Annotated in this window: 17 protein-coding genes; 7 read left to right on the forward strand and 10 right to left on the reverse strand. The window is 66.3% G+C overall.

Annotated features, from left to right (window positions below):
* The first annotated feature begins 106 nt into the window (after positions 1 to 106).
* A complete protein-coding gene (locus tag ABZ909_RS01260) occupies positions 107 to 970 on the forward strand; it encodes an NAD(P)-dependent oxidoreductase (RefSeq protein ID WP_356995601.1) in 864 nt (287 codons plus the stop codon).
* Positions 971 to 1,847: 877 nt separating this feature from the next.
* On the forward strand, positions 1,848 to 2,804 hold the full coding sequence (locus tag ABZ909_RS01265; protein ID WP_356995602.1) for a helix-turn-helix domain-containing protein: 957 nt from the start codon (positions 1,848 to 1,850) through the stop codon (positions 2,802 to 2,804).
* An 83-nt stretch (positions 2,805 to 2,887) separates the two neighbouring features.
* On the opposite strand, the gene ABZ909_RS01270 is transcribed toward ABZ909_RS01265, so the two are convergent.
* The 5 genes from ABZ909_RS01270 to ABZ909_RS01290 form a co-directional block, all read right to left on the reverse strand.
* Entirely contained in the window at positions 2,888 to 3,193 is a 306-nt protein-coding gene (locus ABZ909_RS01270) for a transcriptional regulator (RefSeq protein WP_356995603.1), read from the reverse strand.
* Positions 3,181 to 3,648 (reverse strand): hypothetical protein, encoded by a 468-nt coding sequence (locus tag ABZ909_RS01275; RefSeq protein WP_356995604.1) that lies wholly within the window; start codon positions 3,646 to 3,648, stop codon positions 3,181 to 3,183. The genes ABZ909_RS01270 and ABZ909_RS01275 overlap by 13 nt, the downstream gene beginning before the upstream one ends.
* Before the next feature lie 115 nt (positions 3,649 to 3,763).
* Entirely contained in the window at positions 3,764 to 5,050 is a 1,287-nt protein-coding gene (locus ABZ909_RS01280; protein WP_356995605.1) for an MFS transporter, read from the reverse strand.
* A gap of 628 nt (positions 5,051 to 5,678) precedes the next feature.
* Positions 5,679 to 6,089, reverse strand: coding sequence for a hypothetical protein (locus ABZ909_RS01285; protein ID WP_356995606.1), 411 nt, complete (start codon positions 6,087 to 6,089; stop codon positions 5,679 to 5,681).
* A 54-nt stretch (positions 6,090 to 6,143) separates the two neighbouring features.
* Positions 6,144 to 7,025, reverse strand: a complete 882-nt coding sequence (locus tag ABZ909_RS01290) for an NmrA/HSCARG family protein (RefSeq protein ID WP_356995607.1) — start codon at positions 7,023 to 7,025, stop codon at positions 6,144 to 6,146.
* 103 nt (positions 7,026 to 7,128) lie between these two features.
* Here ABZ909_RS01290 and ABZ909_RS01295 point away from each other — a divergent pair, with 103 nt between their 5' ends.
* Entirely contained in the window at positions 7,129 to 7,617 is a 489-nt protein-coding gene (locus ABZ909_RS01295; protein WP_356995608.1) for a MarR family transcriptional regulator, read from the forward strand.
* 24 nt (positions 7,618 to 7,641) lie between these two features.
* On the opposite strand, the gene ABZ909_RS01300 is transcribed toward ABZ909_RS01295, so the two are convergent.
* A complete protein-coding gene (locus ABZ909_RS01300) occupies positions 7,642 to 8,313 on the reverse strand; it encodes a metalloregulator ArsR/SmtB family transcription factor (RefSeq protein ID WP_356995609.1) in 672 nt (223 codons plus the stop codon).
* Between the two features lie 128 nt (positions 8,314 to 8,441).
* Here ABZ909_RS01300 and ABZ909_RS01305 point away from each other — a divergent pair, with 128 nt between their 5' ends.
* From ABZ909_RS01305 to ABZ909_RS01320, 4 genes are all read left to right on the forward strand, one after another.
* Positions 8,442 to 8,789, forward strand: a complete 348-nt coding sequence (locus ABZ909_RS01305; protein ID WP_356995610.1) for a DsrE family protein — start codon at positions 8,442 to 8,444, stop codon at positions 8,787 to 8,789.
* Positions 8,790 to 8,815: 26 nt separating this feature from the next.
* A complete protein-coding gene (locus tag ABZ909_RS01310) occupies positions 8,816 to 9,991 on the forward strand; it encodes an FAD/NAD(P)-binding oxidoreductase (protein ID WP_356995611.1) in 1,176 nt (391 codons plus the stop codon).
* A 71-nt stretch (positions 9,992 to 10,062) separates the two neighbouring features.
* Complete coding sequence (locus ABZ909_RS01315; RefSeq protein WP_356995612.1) at positions 10,063 to 11,322, forward strand: MFS transporter; 1,260 nt, start codon at positions 10,063 to 10,065, stop codon at positions 11,320 to 11,322.
* A gap of 415 nt (positions 11,323 to 11,737) precedes the next feature.
* Positions 11,738 to 12,175: a hypothetical protein gene (locus tag ABZ909_RS01320; RefSeq protein WP_356995613.1), complete on the forward strand. Its 438-nt coding sequence runs from the start codon at positions 11,738 to 11,740 to the stop codon at positions 12,173 to 12,175.
* 514 nt (positions 12,176 to 12,689) lie between these two features.
* On the opposite strand, the gene ABZ909_RS01325 is transcribed toward ABZ909_RS01320, so the two are convergent.
* From ABZ909_RS01325 to ABZ909_RS01340, 4 genes are all read right to left on the reverse strand, one after another.
* The gene (locus tag ABZ909_RS01325; RefSeq protein ID WP_356995614.1) at positions 12,690 to 13,658 is read right to left on the reverse strand and encodes a phosphodiesterase; all 969 of its coding nucleotides are present in this window, start codon (positions 13,656 to 13,658) and stop codon (positions 12,690 to 12,692) included.
* Positions 13,659 to 13,816: 158 nt separating this feature from the next.
* Positions 13,817 to 15,214, reverse strand: coding sequence for an MATE family efflux transporter (locus ABZ909_RS01330; protein WP_356995615.1), 1,398 nt, complete (start codon positions 15,212 to 15,214; stop codon positions 13,817 to 13,819).
* On the reverse strand, positions 15,211 to 16,737 hold the full coding sequence (locus ABZ909_RS01335) for a cysteine synthase family protein (RefSeq protein WP_356995616.1): 1,527 nt from the start codon (positions 16,735 to 16,737) through the stop codon (positions 15,211 to 15,213). Before ABZ909_RS01335 ends, ABZ909_RS01330 begins: the two co-directional genes overlap by 4 nt.
* Positions 16,640 to 18,016, reverse strand: a complete 1,377-nt coding sequence (locus ABZ909_RS01340; protein ID WP_356995617.1) for an alanine racemase — start codon at positions 18,014 to 18,016, stop codon at positions 16,640 to 16,642. The genes ABZ909_RS01335 and ABZ909_RS01340 overlap by 98 nt, the downstream gene beginning before the upstream one ends.
* Positions 18,017 to 18,227: the final 211 nt, after the last annotated feature.

Genomic DNA, 18,227 nt, shown 5'->3' on the forward strand with positions numbered 1-18,227 from the left:
CAGCGAGCAACATCAGCCTCTTGAACCGCCTTGGTCGGTTCGACATGAATCGTAGCTCCATGGCATTCTTGAACCTCCTTAGACGGTTCAAAGGAAGGGGTGTCCCATGAGCAGCATCGCGGTCATCGGTCTCGGAGCCATGGGAAGACCCATCGCACGCAACCTCCTGAAAGCCGGCCACGACGTCGTGGTGTGGAACCGCTCCGACGGGCCTGCAGATGAACTCGTGGCGGCGGGTGCCCGTCGTGCCAACTCAGTCGCAGAGGCCATGCACGTGCCGGTGGTCTTCTCGGTCCTGTCCGACGACCAGGCCGTCGCCGAGACCTTCATCGACTCCGGCGTCCTCGCTCAAACCACGGGCGGGACCGTTCACGTCAACTTCGCAACAGTGAGCGCTGATCTGGCTCGCCGGGCGGGCGCAGCGCATGCCGAGCATGGTGTCGGGTACGTCGCGGCACCGGTCTTCGGCCGTGTTCCGGTCGCCGAAGCCGGAGCGCTCAACATCCTTGCGGCCGGTGAGCCTGCGCTGATCGACCGCGTGCAGCCGTTTTTCGACGTGATCGGCTCGTGGACCTGGCGACTCGGCGACCGTCCGGAGCAGGCCAACATCGTGAAGATCCTCGGGAACTACCTGATCGCCTGCGCGATCCAGTCGCTGGGCGAGGCCGTCAGCCTCGCGGAAGGCGCCGGTGTCGACTCCGGGCAGTTCGTCGACCTGCTGACTTCAACACTCTTCCCGGGAGCCGTCTACGCCGGCTACGGGTCGATGATCGCCGAACGGCGTTACCAGCCAGCGGGATTCACCACGGTGCTGGGCCGTAAGGATCTCCACCTCGCACTCCAGGCGGCGACAGACCACGACATTCCGCTCCCGATCGGTCAGATGCTGCGGGCTGTCTTCGAGCAGGCCATCGCCGAGGGTCACGGGGCGGACGACTGGGCGGTCATCGTGGAACAGCAGCCACGGTGACTACCGACGAGCAATGCTCATGAGCGCGGCCTGGCGTACAACTACCACCGCCCACACCGCAATCGGGAACCGACCACCCGCTACACGACTACGCGACGGCGTCACCAACGTCGTGCCCTCAGAGCTCTAGCCAAGGTGCCCAGCAAATCGGGTTGGCCGTGTTGCACGTTCGCCAGGGTTGCACCCGGTCTCGGCAAGCACAGCACGCCGACGAGTCCGAGCCCCAGCCACCTCGGCCATCACCGTCAGCAGTTCGACAATCGCTGTTGCACAACGTGACTCGTCAGCCCTGCGAAACGATCCGCACATCATCGCCAACGGTCGTACTACAGCCTCTTGGATCTCCCGATGTCGGCACGGCCGGTTCGGTCAGCGCGATCAGCGGCAATAGCGGATGTTTTGTACAGCAATGGTTCCCATACGCCATGGCTAGTGAGATCTCTCCGCGGCGTAAGCGGGGAACCGTTCCCGCATCGCGGCGTCGAACGTCGACGGCGCCCGGCGGTGCTCACGGAGCCGGAGCTCGGCAGACTCGCGGGTCTGCCGAGCTCGAAGATCACCCGCGTCGAGCGCAGGTGATGGATCGCGAGGCGCCGGGCATCGATGCCGGTGAGGTGCGCCTGGCCCGAGAGCGCGTGAAGGCGCGGCCGGTGGGTGCGCCCGCGTGAGCGAGCGAAGGTGAGGTGTTGCTGATCTACCCCCTTCGTAGATCAGCAAGATCGACAACGGTGCGGGTCAGCCCTGTTCGCGTTCGATTTCGTCGAGCAGCGGGCGAGCGACTCGTTTAGTCAAAGGTTAAGTGCGCGTATAGATTCGGGTCGACCGGATTTGCGACGAACCTCTTCCGGAATTGCGACAACGCTGAGGGGTGACGCAGGTGTCTGAGCTGGAATTGACAAGCGACACCACATCCGAGGTGCCGAAGGACGACAGACCGGCGTACTGGCGCGAGCAGGTTTCCATCAATCAGGGCGGAGCGCGGGTCAAGTTCAGCGATTGGCCGAACTTCGATGGCGCGCTACGGGTTCAGCGCCTGGCGGGCTATAAGTTGGGCGACTTCCAGAATGTGCAGTTCGAATCCACCGAGATTTCCTACGAACGCACGCCGGCCGAGGTCGAGGCGGACGGCGACCGCAGCGCCCGATTGCTGATCCCCCGCAGCGGAACCCTCGGCATCGAGCAACACGGCACACGAGTGCTGCTGCGGCCTGGTCAGATGGGCGTCGTCGATTGGGGTAAGCGCATGGTGCTTTCCCACGCCGACCATGTGCGGAGCTGGATTCTGAACGTTCCTGCCAACACACTGTGCTTGTCTCCCGATGGGCCGCCGCATCTGGCATTGGACGCCCACGACCCGCTGCTCGGGTCTGTTCTTGCGCTCACCGAACAGCTCGACCGCCACGGCGACACGATGACGGCGACCCAATTCTTGACGATCAGCACGCACTGGACCGGGCTGCTGGCCGGTGCTCTGGACGAACGCTGGGCCCCGGAGAACACGAAACTGGCCGCGATATCCCGACATGCGCGCCTGCACATCCGCAGATGCTCCGATGACCCGCGGGTCACTGCGGAAACCGTCGCCGAAGATCTCGGTATCACGCGCCGCCAGCTCGAACGTGCCATGCGCCTGGCGGGCACTACTCCCCATAGCTACCTGCTCACCGCCCGTCTCGAACGGGCGGTGGCACGCCTCTCCGATCCACGGAATCAACGCCGAACCATCGCCGATATCGCCTACGACAGCGGTTTTTCGACTCTGTCGGTCTTCAACAAGGCCTGCCGGGACAGATACCATGCTTCTCCTGGCCAGCTACGGCAACGAAGCAACTAGGTTGATCCCTCCTCTGTGGTAATCCTCGCGATGCATCGAAATCGGCTACAGATCGCTCCCCGGCCGAGGGTTTTGAGATTCGGTCACGATTCCGGCGTGGCCTCCCCGCCCTTGCGAGTGAGCGCAGTGAGGGCGGCGAGGTGAGCATGGTAGGCGGTGCGACCCTTGGGACTGAGGGCGAGCCAGGTTCTCGGTTTGCGGCCCACGTAGCCCTTGGTGACATCGAGGTATCCGGCGTTCTCCAGCGTGGTCATCGCTTTGGACAGGGTGGATTTGTTGAGGTCGCACATGTCTGCGACGACGAGGAATTCCGCTTCGGCGCAACCGTCGAGGAATGCCACGAGTTTCAGGCGCGGTAGGGAGGCGAACAGTTCGTTCAGCGCTTCCACGGTCGGGTCTTCCAGGAGAGGATTCGCGGTCGTGCCTGCACGAACCAGATCCATCCGCCCATGACGACGCTGGACGCCACTCGGATCCATCCGTCCGAGCCGGAACTCGCGTGGCCGACCAGCGGCACCACCAGGATCGCGACCAGCAGTGCCATGTTCTGCTTCCACTCCGCCATCGGGAGCGGGACGATGCCGCGGGCATGCTGAGTCCGGCGCTGCCGTTGCACAAGTCTGAAATACACCCAGCCCGAGCCGATTCCGCCGATCAGGATGATCCATCCGAACGGTCTGCCGATGCCGTCGGCGACCAGCGTGCAGAGCAGCAGGGCAGCGAGCGCTCCCGACACACCGGCCGCGACAGGCTGCCAACTGGGCAGCGCGGCAGCCTCGTGCGCCTGCCGAGTGGTAGCGGCAGCGATGTCCAGTGCCTGCTTTGGGGTCTGCGCGTCCTGCATAGATCGACCATATGTGAACCGGTTTCCAATTGGCAACCAGTTTCCCGGCATGGAACCTCTTATCTCAGCTGCCCATCGGCATATGCGTGCGTTGGCCGGTGCCGAATCGGCGTGGTCAGTTGACCCCGGACTGCCTGCGCTGGCCGGTTCGGTCTGCGCGGCTTTTGTCGGCTGCTGTTCGGGCGGCGGTGATGGTGTGGTTGTTGAGTTTTCGCCAGGCTGCCAGGGTGAACGCCACTGCGCAGGAGAGTCCCATCCAGAAGGGTGCCGTAAGGCCGAATTGGCTGGCGAGCAGTCCGCCGATGGCTGCGCCGAGGAACAGGCCGGTCGCGCCGACGAGGCGGTACGCGCCGTGCACTCGGCCGAGAAGCTCCGGTGGCACGAGTGTCTGTCGTAGTGAGGATCCGATGGTGGTGAACACCGACAGGTGGATGGAGAAGGGGATGAGGATGGCCATGGCAACGACGGCGTTGTGGGTCAGTGCCATTCCGACGTATGAGGCCATTTCGATGAGCAGTCCTACGCGCAGTGTCGTGCCTGGGCCGAGTGCGGCGATGATGCGGGGTGCGGCGAGGCCGCCGCAGACGCCGCCGAGCGCGGCGGCGAGGAGCAGCACGGCATACCCGGTGTTGCCGACGCCGAGTCGTTCACGGGCGATCAGGACCAGCAGTGAAAAGATCGCGCCGAGGCCGATATTGGACAGTCCCACGGTGAGCGTGAGTGTGCGGACCAGGCTGTTTCGCCACAACCACCGCGCACCGACGACGACCGCGGCAGTGAGGTGCTGCCGGGTGCCGCTTGGGTCGCGGCGATCGACGGTGGCCGGTAGCGTGCCTGCCAGAATGGCGACCACGACGAGGCCTACGGTGTCGACGAGAAACGGTGTCCAGGCTGTGATTCCGAACAGGGCGACGCCGAGGGGACGGGCGAGTACTTGTTCGGTGACCGATCGGGTGGCTTGCAGGCGTCCGTTGGCGCGTTCGAGTTGGGTGAGTGCGACCAGGCCGGGAATAGCTGTGGTGGAGGCGTTGTCGAAGACCAGACCGGCGCAGCCGACCACGAAGAAGGTGATGTAGAGCAGCGGCAGGCTCGCGTAATCGGTAGCGACGGCGGCGCTGACAGTGCCGAGCACGGCGATGCGGACGACCGTCGCGATGGTCATGAGTCGGCGCCGGTCGAGCCGGTCGACTAAGGCTCCGCTGGGCAGCCCGAATACGAGAAACGGGGTGATCTGGGCGATCATCAGTCCCGATACCGCGATCGGGTTGCGGGTGATCGACACGGCCAGCAGGTTGGCGCCGATCTGAGTCACCCCGTCACCGACGCCGGAAAGAGATACGGCCGACCACAATCTGCCGAAATCCGCCCCGAGGCGTGTTGTCGCGGTGGCCGTGCGCTCCATCGGCCCAACGTTATCGCGGCCGGGCGCGACAGGTCAGCACGCCAACACCCGCACGCCGGCACTTGCGGACGTTCCGCCGGCCTCGGATCGGCACGGCCAGTTGATCTTCCGATGCCCCGCGCTGGCCGGTTCGATCAGCGCAGTATGCGGCTACCGTGCACTGACGACGTTCGGTCGGCGGGCTCAGATGACCGTTGCCCGTTGATTTCCGAGGGTCCGCGCTCGCCGGTTCTGTCGGCGCGGTCAACCATGAGCGGATGCAGTGTGCCGCCGCGAATCCTGCAGTGCCGATTGCGCACCCAGCGGTGTCCATAGACAGGATCGACTGTGGTGCAGTCGATCTCGACTTTGCTGAACTGAAGGGTCGTGGGCTGGAGGCCGGGGTGATCACGCCGCCTCGACCAAGCCACTCGACAGGAGCGGTAGCAGGGTCCTGCGATCGAAGAAACGCGCTGCATTCGGTGCGGGCCCAGTGTTGTGCAGCCCCATCGGGACCACAGGAATTTCCGTGCACAGCCGGCGGGCCCAGTCAGGTGAGATGCCTTCAGCCCGTTGATCTTCGGAGCGCTCGCGCTGGGCCGGTTCAGTCAGCGCGGCATGCGGCAGGATAGTGCATTTGTCGGCGGTGTCAGGCTGTGGCGGCTTCGACGTTGAGCGTCATGCGTTCGAGGACGGAAACCGCTGTGCGGTATTCGTCGCTGGTGATGCCGTGCATGGATTGGGCGCGGAATGTGGTGACGCGGTCGCTGACCGCTGCGAGGCGGCGGTTTCCGTGGTCGGTGAGTGCGATGCGGCCGGGTTCGGGGCGGGTGGTCCAGTGGCCGGTGAGGGTGGCGGCTATTGCGGTGTCGAGTGCGGCGCGGTCGGCGTTGGCCGCCAGGACCGTGTGGATGTCGGTGTCGGTGGCGTCGGCGGTGTCGGCGACGACATTGAGGACCTGCCAGGCGATTCGGGTGAGCCCGAATTCGGTGAGCATGGTGTTCATGTGGGTGGTGAAGGCGTGGTCGGCGCGGTTGAGCCAGTAGCCGATGGGTTTCAACGGAACTCCTTGGTGCGGGCGCGAGTTGATGCGAGTGGAAAGTGCTGGGCGGGTTCAGTAGCCAGCGGGTGCGGCAGCCAGGAGGGTTGGCCAGTCCTGACGCGCGGCCCAGTCGGTGAAACTGAGCCAGCCGAGGTCGGGGTGGTCGCGGTGCAGGCCGGTGACGTCGACGTCGAGGCCCTCGGTGGTGAAGTACTCGAACATCGCGGCCAGATCGGCGGAGCGGCTGCGCACGTAGGCGAGTGGAACTTGTTGATGGGCAACGGGAGTGGCGATGGCATCGGCCAGCGCCGTGGCGATCTGCGCGGGGGTGAGCTCGTCGGCGGCGATGTCGATGCGGCGGCCGAGGAATTCGCCGCGCCGGTCGAGGGTGAGCGCGGCGAAGGCGCCGATGTCTTCGGCGCAGATGAGGGTGAGGGGCTGGTCGGAGGGCATGGGCCAGGCGAAGGTGCCCGCACGCAGGCCGTCGAGGGTCCAGCCGGTGGCGTAGTTGTCCATGAATGCGGCGGGACCGAGGATCGTCCAGGGCACGCCGGAGGCGCGCAGGTGCTGCTCGATGGCGTGCTTGCTGTCGTAGTGCGGGACGCCGGTGTCGCGGTCGGCGTGCGCGGCGGACGTGTAGACGATGTGGTCGAGGCCGGCGGTGGCCGCGGCGTCGATGAGGGTCTTGCCGTGGCGGATTTCGACGGTGGTGTCGGTGTCGAACGGGGTGGTGACCGCGAACAGCGAATCCGCACCGGATAGTGCGGTGTCGAGGGGTTCGGGGTTGTCGAAGTCGGCGTAGCGGATCTGCGCGCCGAGTTCGCGCAGGGCGACAGCGGCAGGGGAGTCCGGGAAGCGAGTGAGAGCGCGGACTTGATGGCCCTTGGTGAGCAGGGCGCGGGCGGTGGCGCCGCCCTGGGCGCCGGTGGCGCCGGTGACCGCGATGGTGAGCATGGGATCCTCCACGATAGTATCTACTGTGTGACGCATTAACTGCGTCACGCAGTAAGTTGCCGAACATCGCTGCGTCACGCAGCTAATTGGGAGTGTGATCTGGATGACATCCGAGCACCGGCGCGCGCTGTATGAGGAACTGTCGAACGAATCGCGCCGCTACATGGCGGCGTACACGCTGTTCAACCAGGCTGTCGCCGACCGACTCGGACTGCACCCCACGGATCTGCAGGGTCTGAGCCTGCTGACCGCTGAGCCCGAACCGCTGACGGTGAAACAGATCGCCGACATGACCGGGTTGACCACGGGCTCGGCTACTCGCCTGGTTGACCGGCTCGAGCGCGGTGGCTACGTCACCCGCGTGCCCGATATGCACGACCGCCGTCGCGTGTTGGTCACCCCGGTTCCCGAACGGGTCGCTCGCGTGACTGCGGTCTGGGACGACCTCGGCGAAGGCTGGCAAGCCATGCTCTGCGAACACACCGACGCCGAGCTGGAGGCAATCATCCGTCACATGCGAAAAGCCCAGCAGCTCAGCCAGATTCAGATCGAATACCTGCGAACCGGCAACAAGCCCGGCGCCTCGAACTGACTCCGGTCTGCGGCAGGTGCTCGATCAGCTTGCGGTGAGGGTGCGGTCGACGGGCAAGCCTGCCAGTGTCCACTCCAGCATTCCCTCATCGAGGCGTTTCACTTCGCGTCCTGCCTGCTGGGCGATGCGGACCGCGTCGGGTGCCATGACGCAATAGGTTCCGCGGCAGTAGGCGACGATATCGCGGTCGGCGGGCAATTCGGCGAGGCGGGCTGCCAGTTCCGCAACGGGGATGTTGATTGCGCCGGGGATGTGCCCGGCGTCGTATTCCTCGTGTGGTCGGACGTCGATGAGGGTGATCTCGCCGGTATCGAGGCGGCGGAGGAGTTCGTCACGGCTGATCGCGTCCTCGGGGGAGCCGAGCACGGCAGCGGCCGCGACGGCGACGTCGGCGAGGTGGGCCTCGGCCACGGTCTGCACGAGGGCGAACAGTCGCGCGACGTCGGTTCCGGCGAGGCGGTAGTACTGGCGCGTTCCGTCACGGCGGGCCTCGACCAGGCCGCCTGCTTTGAGCGCCTGCAGATTCGCCGACGCGGTGGTCAGGTTCATGCCGGTGGTCGTGGCGATCGCCTCGACGGTGCGTTCGCCTTGGCCGAGCAGGTCGAGAATCTGCAGGCGGCGGCCGTTGCCCAGCGCCTTGCCGACGCGGGCGATCTCGTCGAACAGGGCCGCCTTGCGACCGGACAACTCACTCACGCTTGCTTCTCCAATACTCTTTGGAATAGTCTATTCCATAATTCTTTGGAATAACATCGTATGCGTCGATTGTATTCGCTGCCCGCACGCCGACTCGACCACTGTCGACCTGATCAGGGAGAACTCCCGTGAACTACCTCTTCGTCCTGCACGACCCGCCCTACGGCACCGAACGCACCTACAACGGCATCCGCTGGGCCCGGCAGATGCTCGAGGCCGGGCACGCGGTGCGCGTGTTCAACTTCGCCGACGCGGTCATCTCCGTCACCGCCGGGCAGAAGGTCCCCAACGGCTATTACAACCTGGCCAAGATGACCACCGCGCTCACCAAGAACGGTGGCGAGATCGGCAACTGCGGGGCGTGCATGGACGCCCGCGGCATGAACGAAGACCAGCTCATCGACGGCGCACACCGCTCCTCGATGGCCGAGCTGGCCGAATGGACCACCTGGGCCGACCAGGTCATCAACGTCTGACCCGAACAGGAGAGGAGACCAGGCTCATGAGCAAGACCGTCGTTGTGCTCGGCGCCGGCGTGGGCGGGCTGACCACCGCCGCCGAACTGCGCAAAGTCCTGCCCGCCGAGGACCGGATCGTGCTGGTCGACCGTTCGTTCACCGGCAGCCTCGGACTGTCGATGCTGTGGGTGATGCGTGGCTGGCGCACCCCCGACCAGATCACCGTCCGCCCGACAGCGGCGGCACTGCCCGGCGTGGACCTGATCACCGGCGAGGTCGCGGGCATCGATCTCGAGGCACGGACCGTGAACTGCGGACCGGTCGGGAACATCGATTACGACGCAGTGGTGATCGCGCTGGGCGCGGGCCTGGACTCCTCGCGGTTGCCGGGCCTGCCCCAAGCCCTCGATACCGGGGTGGCGGACCAGTTCTACACCGTCGACGGGGCCGCCGACCTGCACCGCCGCATCGAGGCACTGGAATCGGGGCGGATCGTGGTGCTGGTCGCGGGGGCGCCGTTCAAATGCCCGGCCGCACCCTTCGAGGCCGCGTTCCTGCTCGCCGACCAGCTCGGCGAGCGATTCAGCAGCGGCACGGTGAAAGTCGACGTCTATACCCCCGACCCGCTGCCGATGCCGGTAGCCGGCCCCGACGTCGGCAATGCGCTGGTGGCCATGATGGCGGCCCAGGGCATCGGATTCCACGGCGGCCAGTCCGCCACCGCCGTCGACCCGCAGGGGCGGGTCGTCGAATTCACCGATGGCACAAGGGAATCCTTCGACCTGCTGGCTGTCGTGCCACCGCATACCCCAGGCGCAGCGGTGGCCTCGACCGGTCTCGGTCCGGCGGGGTGGATCCCGGTCGATCCCGCCACTCTGGCCACCACGGTCCCGGGTGTGTTCGCGGTCGGTGACAGCACCGCGCTGATGCTGCCCAATGGCAAGCCGTTGCCGAAGGCGGCGATCTTCGCTGAAGCCGAAGGCCAGGTCGCCGCTCACCAGGTGGCTCGCTACCTGGGCTATGACGCACCGGACACCCGGTTCACCGGCGAGGGTGCGTGCTACGTGGAAGTCGGAGACGGCTTGGCGGCCAAGGGCGAAGGCAACTTCCTGGCCCCGCCCGCACCGCAAGTGAGCCTGCACGAACCGTCAGCGGCCTCTCACCGGGAGAAGGAGCAGCAGGAACGAGACTGGCTGGTCCGCTGGAACATTCGCTCCTGACCTCACCACCCCGACCGGGCACGTCCTCCGTGAGCGCGCCCGGATCACCCCTGCCTGTGAAAGAACCTCGCGTGTCCCACAACGCCACCAGCACCACCTCCGAACCCCACATCGACCCTGACATCGCCCGAGTGCAACGCCGTGTCCTCGCGGCACTGGTGTCCGCGCAGATCCTCAGCGGCGCGGGGCTGGCCGCCGGGATCACCGTCGGCGCGCTACTCGCACAGGACATGCTCGGCTCCACCAGCCTGGCCGGACTACCCAGCGCACTGTTCACCGCGGGCTCCGCACTCGCCGCCATCGCCGTCGGGCGCCTCTCCCAGGCCCGCGGACGCCGCCCCGGCCTCGCAGCCGGATACCTCATCGGCGCGATCGGCAGCCTCGGCGTGATCGCCGCCGCCGTCCTGGACAACCCGATCCTGCTGTTCGGCGCGTTGTTCGTCTACGGCGCGGGTACCGCCACCAACCTGCAAGCCCGCTACGCCGGAGCCGACCTGGCCACCGCCTCCCACCGCGGCCGAGCCGTGTCCACAGTCCTGGTGGCCACCACCCTCGGCGGTGTCGTCGGACCCAACCTCGCCGCCCCCACCGGCACCCTGGCCCGAACCGTAGGCATCCCGTATCTGACCGGACCGTTCCTGCTCGCCGCGCTCGCCTATGCCCTGGCCGCGCTCGTGCTCGCCACCTGGCTACGCCCCGACCCCCTGCTGCTGGCCCGCGAGCTCGGCGCGACGGACTCCGCGTCTACCACGGCAGAGCCTGCGCCCGTTGATAATTCCGCCAAGGGCATCGCCGTGGGCGGGTTCGTGATGGCGCTGACGCAACTGATCATGGTCGCGATCATGACCATGACACCGGTCCACATGCTCGCCCACGGGCACGGCACCGCCGCCGCCGGTGCGGTGATCGCCGTGCACGTCGGCGCCATGTACCTCCCCTCCCCGCTGACCGGTTGGCTTGTCGACCGCTACGGCCGACTACCCGTCGCCGCTACATCCGGAATAACGCTGCTCGCCGCAGGAGTACTCGCGGCGCTCGCACCCGGTGATTCCATCACTCTGCTGGCGGTCGCGCTCGCGCTGCTCGGGCTGGGCTGGAACCTCGGCCTGGTGGCGGGCACAGCCATCATCACCGACACCGTGCCACTGTCCACACGCGCCAAAACCCAAGGCGCGGTGGACGTCTCCATCGCCATCGCCGGAGCCACCGGCGGCATGGGCTCCGGACTCATCGTCGCCGCCACCAGCTACCCAACCCTGGCCCTCGCCGGCGGCCTGCTTGCCCTGGCGGTCGTCCCAGCCGCCGCACTCACCGCACGACGACATCCCTGACCCCGCCGCAACCGCAGCCAACGGCGCAATCACCACCGCCACGAGCTGCGGATCGGCACCCGAGACACTGCCCGAACAAGACGAGCACACTCAGCCGACTTCCCACTCGGTGCCCCTCGACCCTCACGAACAGATGCGCGGAACTCGGCTAGTAGCGGATGCTCTGCGCCGCACCGGGTTCCGGCCACTGGCCTATCTGCGCTGGCCGGTTCGGTCGGCGCGGTGTGCGGCTCGAGAGTGCGTTTGTGTTGGACCGTGGGCTTTCTGAGTATTCCGCAGTGGAGATCGTCTCCGTCTCGGTACTCGGAAGCCGCGGCAGTTGGGTTCTCAGGTGGCGAGCGCGATGCCCGCAGAACGCCAGCCAATATCGCCGATTCGATCTTCACGCGAGTTTCGACGTTCCACAATGGCGGGCGTGTCGGCACAGCTCGAGGTCAGCGACCAGTCCAGGAATCGGGTGCTCATGGTGCTCGCGGCCAGCCTGCTCATCCTGATCGCCTACTGGGTGCTCTGGTTCACCGCCCGCGGCGCGGTCGCCAGCAACGAACGCCCCGCGTACATCGAATTCGAGAACGCTTTCCCGCTGGCCGACGCCTGGCTAGCGGTGTGCATGATCGCGGCTGCCATCGCGTTGATCAAACGCCACGCCACAGCCCTTTTGTGGCTGCTGGCAGGCGGCGGGTCAGCGATCTACCTGTTCAGCCTCGACGCGCTCTACGATCTCGAGAACGGCATCTGGTGGCGCTCGGGCGCAGGCGGATTGATCGAGCTCGGCATCAACGTGATCACCCTGACGGTAGGGGTGGGTCTACTGCGCTGGACCTGGCGTCGCCGCGCGGCCTTCACCGGCTGAGGTTCACGGTACGACCGCGCCGCCTCGAGCCGCGTCAGACCGTGCAGCGGCGGCAGGTCATGGACACGAAACCGGCTGCGGGTGAATCCATCATCGGCATCCGAGCGCACCGCGACGAGCAGCTGCCCGCCGTTGCCCGCCCACCGGCGGGCCACATACCTCAACGCCATCATGCTGAGCAGGTCGAGCCATTATGCGTCATCGACGATCAGTAGCATTGAAATGCCCTGCTGTGCAGCAGCATTCAACAAGTCGAGCGTCGTCGTCCCGGCGGATGAGCTGGGAGGCCATCGCGCCCGGCTCCAGCCCCATGATCACGTTCAGTGCTTGACGATGCGCGGGCCCCGCAGCCCTTTGGAACCGCGCGGGTCACGGCAGAACAGTGCGCTGCCATGCGCGGACGGGCAGCAAGATCAACCGGTCTGAACGCGCACCACCACTGGCGGTCGGGAACCAGGGGCGGTGGCGAATTGGATGCAGTCTGAAGGGGTTTCGGCTCCCGCGGGGTTCTCTGTCAGAGGACTGTCTCGCCGTCGGATTCGGGGGCCTCGGTCCGGCGGCGGAGGACGTGTGGGATGCGGGCCGCAGGGGGGATGATGATGCCGGCGTCGGCGAGTTTGGCGGCGGCCTGGGTGGGGTCGGCGGGGTTGCCGACGGTGGGGCCGTGGCCGATGGGGACTACCGAGTGGACGATGGTGTCGGGGTAGATGTGGACGTAGTTGAAGGCCTGGGCGCCGTCGCGGCCGCGTTGGCCGCCTTCGGCGGCGGCCATGTCCTGGCTGTAGCAGGTGGCCGAGGCTACCGAGACCGGGATGCCGGCGAAGGTAGCGGCGCTCGAAAGGTGCAGGTGCCCAGCCAGGATGGCGCGGACGTCGGTGCCGTCGAGGACGTCGGCGAGGCGGCGCTGGTCGCGTAGCTCGACCAGGACGGCCAGGTCCTGGACGCAGGGGATGGGCGGGTGGTGCATGGCCAGTACGGTGCCGAATGGGGCGGGTTCGGCGAGAACCTCACGCAGCCAGGCCAACTGGTTGTCGGTGATCTCGCCCCAGTGGTGGCCGGGGACGGTGGTGTCGAGGGCGATGACGCGCAACCCGTCGAACATGTGCACGGCGTCGAACGGTGCGCCGGAAGCCGCGTCGTTCAAAGGCACTGCGTCGAGGAGTTCCTCGCGTAGCGCCGCCCGATCGTCGTGGTTGCCGGCGACCCACACCACGGGTGCGCCGATCCGTTCGGCCCACGGCTCCACCAGATCCCGCAGCTTGCGGTATGCGCCCGGCTCGCCCTGGTCGGTGAGGTCGCCGGTGAAGACGATGGCGGTCGGGGCGATGCGGCTCGCCTCGGCCTGCCCGAGCAGCGTGGTCAGCCGCGCCTCGGCGTCGACCGCCCCGTAGAGCTCGGCGTCGGCTGCGATCAGATGGGTGTCGCTGAAATGGAACAGGACATGATCTGCCCTCGGATACTCGGCGACTCGCGAGATGTGCACGGACATCCTCCCCGGCGTTGGTGGTGTGCGCCCTAGGCTTGCCGACCCTGTCGACTGCGCTTGCCGAATTCGTCGCCAGAATAGCGAAGCCCGTTTCTTTCAGGTTGCCCGCGCCCAGTGACGACATGCTTGCGGGAAGGTGAGATTTGGGTGTCGGGCTAATGCCCGAGGCTACCGGCCAGCACTCGCGGATTCGCCTGCTCCTGCGCATGTAGCAGGGTGAAGAAGCGGCGCAGCATCAGGGCAGCGGTGATGGCGAGACCTGCGGTCAGACCCCACCAGACGCCCGCCGCGCCCAGGTGCGCGGGGAACGCGAGCAGCAGCGCCGTGGGCAATCCCACACCCCAGTACCCGACAAGCGAGAGCCGGAACCCGGCCCTGGTGTCCTTGAGCCCGCGCAACAGCCCGACCCCGATGTTCTGAGCAGCGTCGAAGAACTGCAGGACGATGGCGATCAGCAGCAGCGTGTGCGCCAGTGTCACCGTGGCCGAATCATTGTCGGCCAGGAACGGCCGCAGCACCCAGTCCGGCGCCAGCACATATGCGACCCCTGTGACGCCGGCGACCACTGCCACGCACCGCAGCGCCAGCCACGCCACCGACCGCGCGTGCGTGAACTCGTCCCGCGCCACCGCCTTGCTCACCAGGATCGACGCCCCGTGTGAGAGCCCGATCGCCACCTGGAACACGATGTACACGATCTGATAGACGATATTGTGCGCCGCCAGCGCCGCCGCCCCCAGACTCCCGATCACCAGCGCCAGCACCGAGAACATGCCCGCCTCCGACCCGTAGGTCAGCGCGATCGGCGTCCCCAGCCGCAACTCCTCCCACACCGTCGCCGCATGCACCGGCCACATTCGAACCGGCAGTGTCGCACCGAGTTTCGGATCCCGACGCACCATCGCCCAGAACACCCCGAAGGTGATCAGGAAAACCAGCGAGGTGGCCACGCCGACCCCGGTCAGCCCCAGTTCGGGCAGTCCGGCCCAGCCGTGTATGAACGTCAGTGCGAACGCCAGATTCAGCATCACCGACCCCAGTGTCACCAGCAGCAGGGCCTGCGGCCGCTGCATCCCGACGGTGTACTGCCGCAACACCTGAAACCACAGGCACGGCACCAGTCCCGGCGCCAGCGCGACCATCATCGGCCGCGCCTGCGCGAGCACCTGCGCATCCTGCCCCAGCCATCGCAGCGCCCATCCGAGCCCGATGAGCAGTGCGCCGCCGAGCAATCCGGCGACGGTCGCGATCAGGAAGCTCGACAGGACCACCTCCCGAACCTCTCCCTCGGCTTCCCGCCCGTGTTTCTCGGCCCGGCTCACCACCGTCGCCACCTGATTACCGGTCCCGGTAATCAACCCCACACACATGGTCCGAATCTGGTTGAACAACACCAGCGCCAAGCCACCCGCCGCCACCTCCCGCACCCCGAGCGTCCCCATCAACGCAATATTCGTGGTGGACACCGCAACTTGAGCCAGCTGGGTCAAAGCGATGGGTGTGGCAAGCGAAGTCAGCGCCCGCCCATCGGATTGCCGAAGCGCCCCGATCATTTCGTGGCAGCTCCGTCCGCGTCGGCGTTCGCGTCCGCGAGCGCGGAGCCGGGCAGCGGAATGGTGTGCGTGGTGGGCCGCTCCTGCCCTACTCCTCGCATACTCGCGAGCGCCTCCGAGATCATGGCGGCCTGATCGATCAGGCGATTCCTGTGCTTTTCGAGCGCCTGGACGAGGCCGCTCTCGTCGGCGGTGGCGAGTAGATCTCCGATCTCGTGCGCCGGCATGCCAGCCCGGTGCAGCACACGAGCCCACTTGGCCTGCGGCACTTTCATATCGACGTAGTCGTCGAGGTGTGTCCCGGTCAGTCCCTTCTCGACGGCGAAGTTGTCCGGGAACGCCCGATGGATGTGACGCCGCAGGGTGAGTTCGCCGGGATCCGGGCGGCGCGGTGGTGCGTAGGCCCGCAGCAGTTCCACGATCTTGGTCTCGCGCTCCACATCGATCAGGTCGCGGTCGCTCATCCACCCGTCGTCGAACACGGTGTCGAGATACTTCTCCCCGTCGTCGTTGATGATGACGACGACGGTGGAGAAGTCCGGATACTCCTCGAGCCGGGTCAGGGCCGCGTGCACCGAACTGCCGGAGGAACCGCCGATCAGCAGCCCGACCTCGGCGGCCAAGGCCCGGGCGGTGGCGAACGCGTCGACGTCGGAGACCTTCACCCGATCTCGCTCCTCGATCAGATGCAGATCCTGCTCCACGTGAATTCCGGGTGCGGCTCCCAGTGGCGTCCCGGTCCCGGACTGCCAATAGTCGTGCGCCGGACCACCGAAGGCGATGGAGCCCTCGGGCTCGACTCCGACCAGTCTGGGCTCACAGCCACGGTCACGGAGACCACGGGCGGTACCGAACAGCGAGCCGCCGGTACCGACCGCGCCGACGACGACATCGATCTTCTCGAGGACCTCCAGCAGTTCTTCGGCCAGCGCGTAGTACCCGACGCCATTGGCAGGGTTCTCGTGCTGTGCGGGAAAGAAGGCGCCGGGTCCTTCCTCCTGCGCCATCTGCGCCGCGCGTTCCTCCCGAGCCGAGGTCGAGAGGCCCTCGTCGTCACCATCGGAAACGAACTCGAGTTCGGTTCCCATCGCGCGCATGGCATTCAACTTCGCTGAGCACGCGTGGTGGTCGACCACCGCGGTGAATCGATACCCGCGTTCCCGCGCCACTACCGCCAACCCCAAACCCGTATTCCCGGAAGTCGATTCGATGATATGGCCGCCCGGAAGCAGCTGTCCGCGCTGTTCCGCATCCAGCACCATGGCCCGGGCCATCCGAATTTTGGCGGTGCCCGTCGGATTCATGGTTTCGAGCTTCAGCAATAGACGCGTCCTGGTCGTGGGACTGACGGCGAGCTCGAATAGCGGTGTCTGCCCGATCAGCTCAGACACGTGCCTGGCGATAACCGGCATAGCGGGCCTCTCCTTAGGAAGGGTGCAGCGCAGGGTGAGTGCTGGAGCAGTGCTGACAGATTTCGGGCCCGTGCGGATCCTTCTCGCACGCCCATGTGAATTGTCGCCCATCTTTTTTGTCGCGCAAGACGATCTTCGGTGGTATCGGCAATCCGTGGAATCGTGATTCGTTGCTGTCCATCTGGTATCCGGCGGTATTGGGGTATACGAGAAGATCATCGACCTCGGCAGCGCGGGGCAGGGGAATCCGACGCCAACTGAGCATGTCGGACTCCAGGCACGAGGCGCCGCCGACGCATGTCGGGGTCTCGGCTCCGGCACGTTCCGGCCAGAGCACCGGGTCGGGCAGGTATTCGCTGTCGAACCATTGTTCGGAAAGACTGAAACTGGTGCCGTCGACGGTCAGAATGTCGTACGGGAGTCCGTGTGCAACCCGGGTCTTTCGGCCCTGGACGCGAAAGACGGTGCTGCCCGCTCGATCCAGCAGGGCCCGTCCCGGTTCGATCGCGAGGCGAATATGCTTTTCGCGCAGGATATTTCCCAGACTGCCGTGCGAGAGGATATTCTTCAGCATCTCCGGTCCCGGTGCGGCGCAGTGGTACGGATAGGACTCCCCGCGCGGGATTCGTCCGCCTTGAAACCAAAGGGCATTCACGCTGCGCGAGAAGGTATTCCACGCTGCGGCGCTCACATAGTTCACACCGAAGCCTCCGCCGATGGAGATGGTGTCGGCAGGGTGCCCCGCCTCGCGGGCGTCGAGACAGCGCTCGACCAGCGCTCGTGCGAGCTCGGCCCGCGGCGCGGCCTCGTATCCACCGAGATGGAAGCTGAAGCCCTCCAAGCGAACCAGCATGGCTTCCACTCGGGGCAGCGCCGCATCGAGCTCCTCGGCGGTCATGCCGAAGCGGCTGGAGGAGCTCGGCGGGAGGACGCGCATGACGATTCGCGCGGGTGCATTGCTGTCGGCCCGGCGGGAAAGCTCGCTCAGCCGAGCGAGTTCGCCGAGGCTGTCGACGGCGATCAGGGCACCGGCTTTCGCGGCCCTGGTGAGCAGTTCATCCGACTTGTGCGGACCGGTGACCATCAGATCCGGGCCTCGAATTCCGCCGGCCTCCGCGGTGGTCAGCTCATCGACGCTGGCCACGTCGATGCCCACCCCGGCCTCGGCGCACGCCGCCACGACGCAGGCGGACTTGTTGGCCTTCTTCCCGTAATAGATGCGTCCTTTGACCTCGCTGTTGGCGAATACCTTCTGAAATGCGCGAATGTTCTCGACGACCTGGTCCGGGTATATGACGTGGAATGGACCCTTGATCTTGTCGGCGATGTGCCGCAGCAGTTCTTCGTCGGCCAGCAGCCGTTCCTCCCATTCGATGCGGTCGGTCCGCATCGGCAGGGCGGTGATGGCGTTGGTTTCCTGAACTGGTGCGGCTTGAGCTGTGGGGGACAGCGTCTTCCCTTTCGGTTGCTGCGGGTGGCACCGGCCATACCTCGCAGCGGACCCCCAGCCCCGGTCTCCGGCCAGGGCGGCGATAGCCAACCCGTATGAATGTTGCGTGAGACGTTATCTCAAGTTCGTGCCACGCATATGAACAAAGACA

The sequence above is a fragment of the Nocardia sp. NPDC046763 genome, assembly GCF_040645495.1.
Taxonomy (GTDB): Bacteria; Actinomycetota; Actinomycetes; order Mycobacteriales; family Mycobacteriaceae; genus Nocardia.

Bases quoted from the DNA above. Each gene is read 5' to 3' on its own strand.
- ABZ909_RS01280 (WP_356995605.1), bottom strand. From the start codon at position 5,050: ATGGAGCGCACGGCCACCGCGACAACACGCCTCGGGGCGGATTTCGGC.
- ABZ909_RS01275 (WP_356995604.1), bottom strand. From the start codon at position 3,648: ATGCAGGACGCGCAGACCCCAAAGCAGGCACTGGACATCGCTGCCGCT.
- ABZ909_RS01260 (WP_356995601.1), top strand. From the start codon at position 107: ATGAGCAGCATCGCGGTCATCGGTCTCGGAGCCATGGGAAGACCCATC.
- ABZ909_RS01310 (WP_356995611.1), top strand. From the start codon at position 8,816: ATGAGCAAGACCGTCGTTGTGCTCGGCGCCGGCGTGGGCGGGCTGACC.
- ABZ909_RS01335 (WP_356995616.1), bottom strand. From the start codon at position 16,737: ATGGGCGACAATTCACATGGGCGTGCGAGAAGGATCCGCACGGGCCCG.
- ABZ909_RS01340 (WP_356995617.1), bottom strand. From the start codon at position 18,016: ATGCGGACCGACCGCATCGAATGGGAGGAACGGCTGCTGGCCGACGAA.
- ABZ909_RS01295 (WP_356995608.1), top strand. From the start codon at position 7,129: ATGACATCCGAGCACCGGCGCGCGCTGTATGAGGAACTGTCGAACGAA.
- ABZ909_RS01290 (WP_356995607.1), bottom strand. From the start codon at position 7,025: ATGCTCACCATCGCGGTCACCGGCGCCACCGGCGCCCAGGGCGGCGCC.
- ABZ909_RS01330 (WP_356995615.1), bottom strand. From the start codon at position 15,214: ATGATCGGGGCGCTTCGGCAATCCGATGGGCGGGCGCTGACTTCGCTT.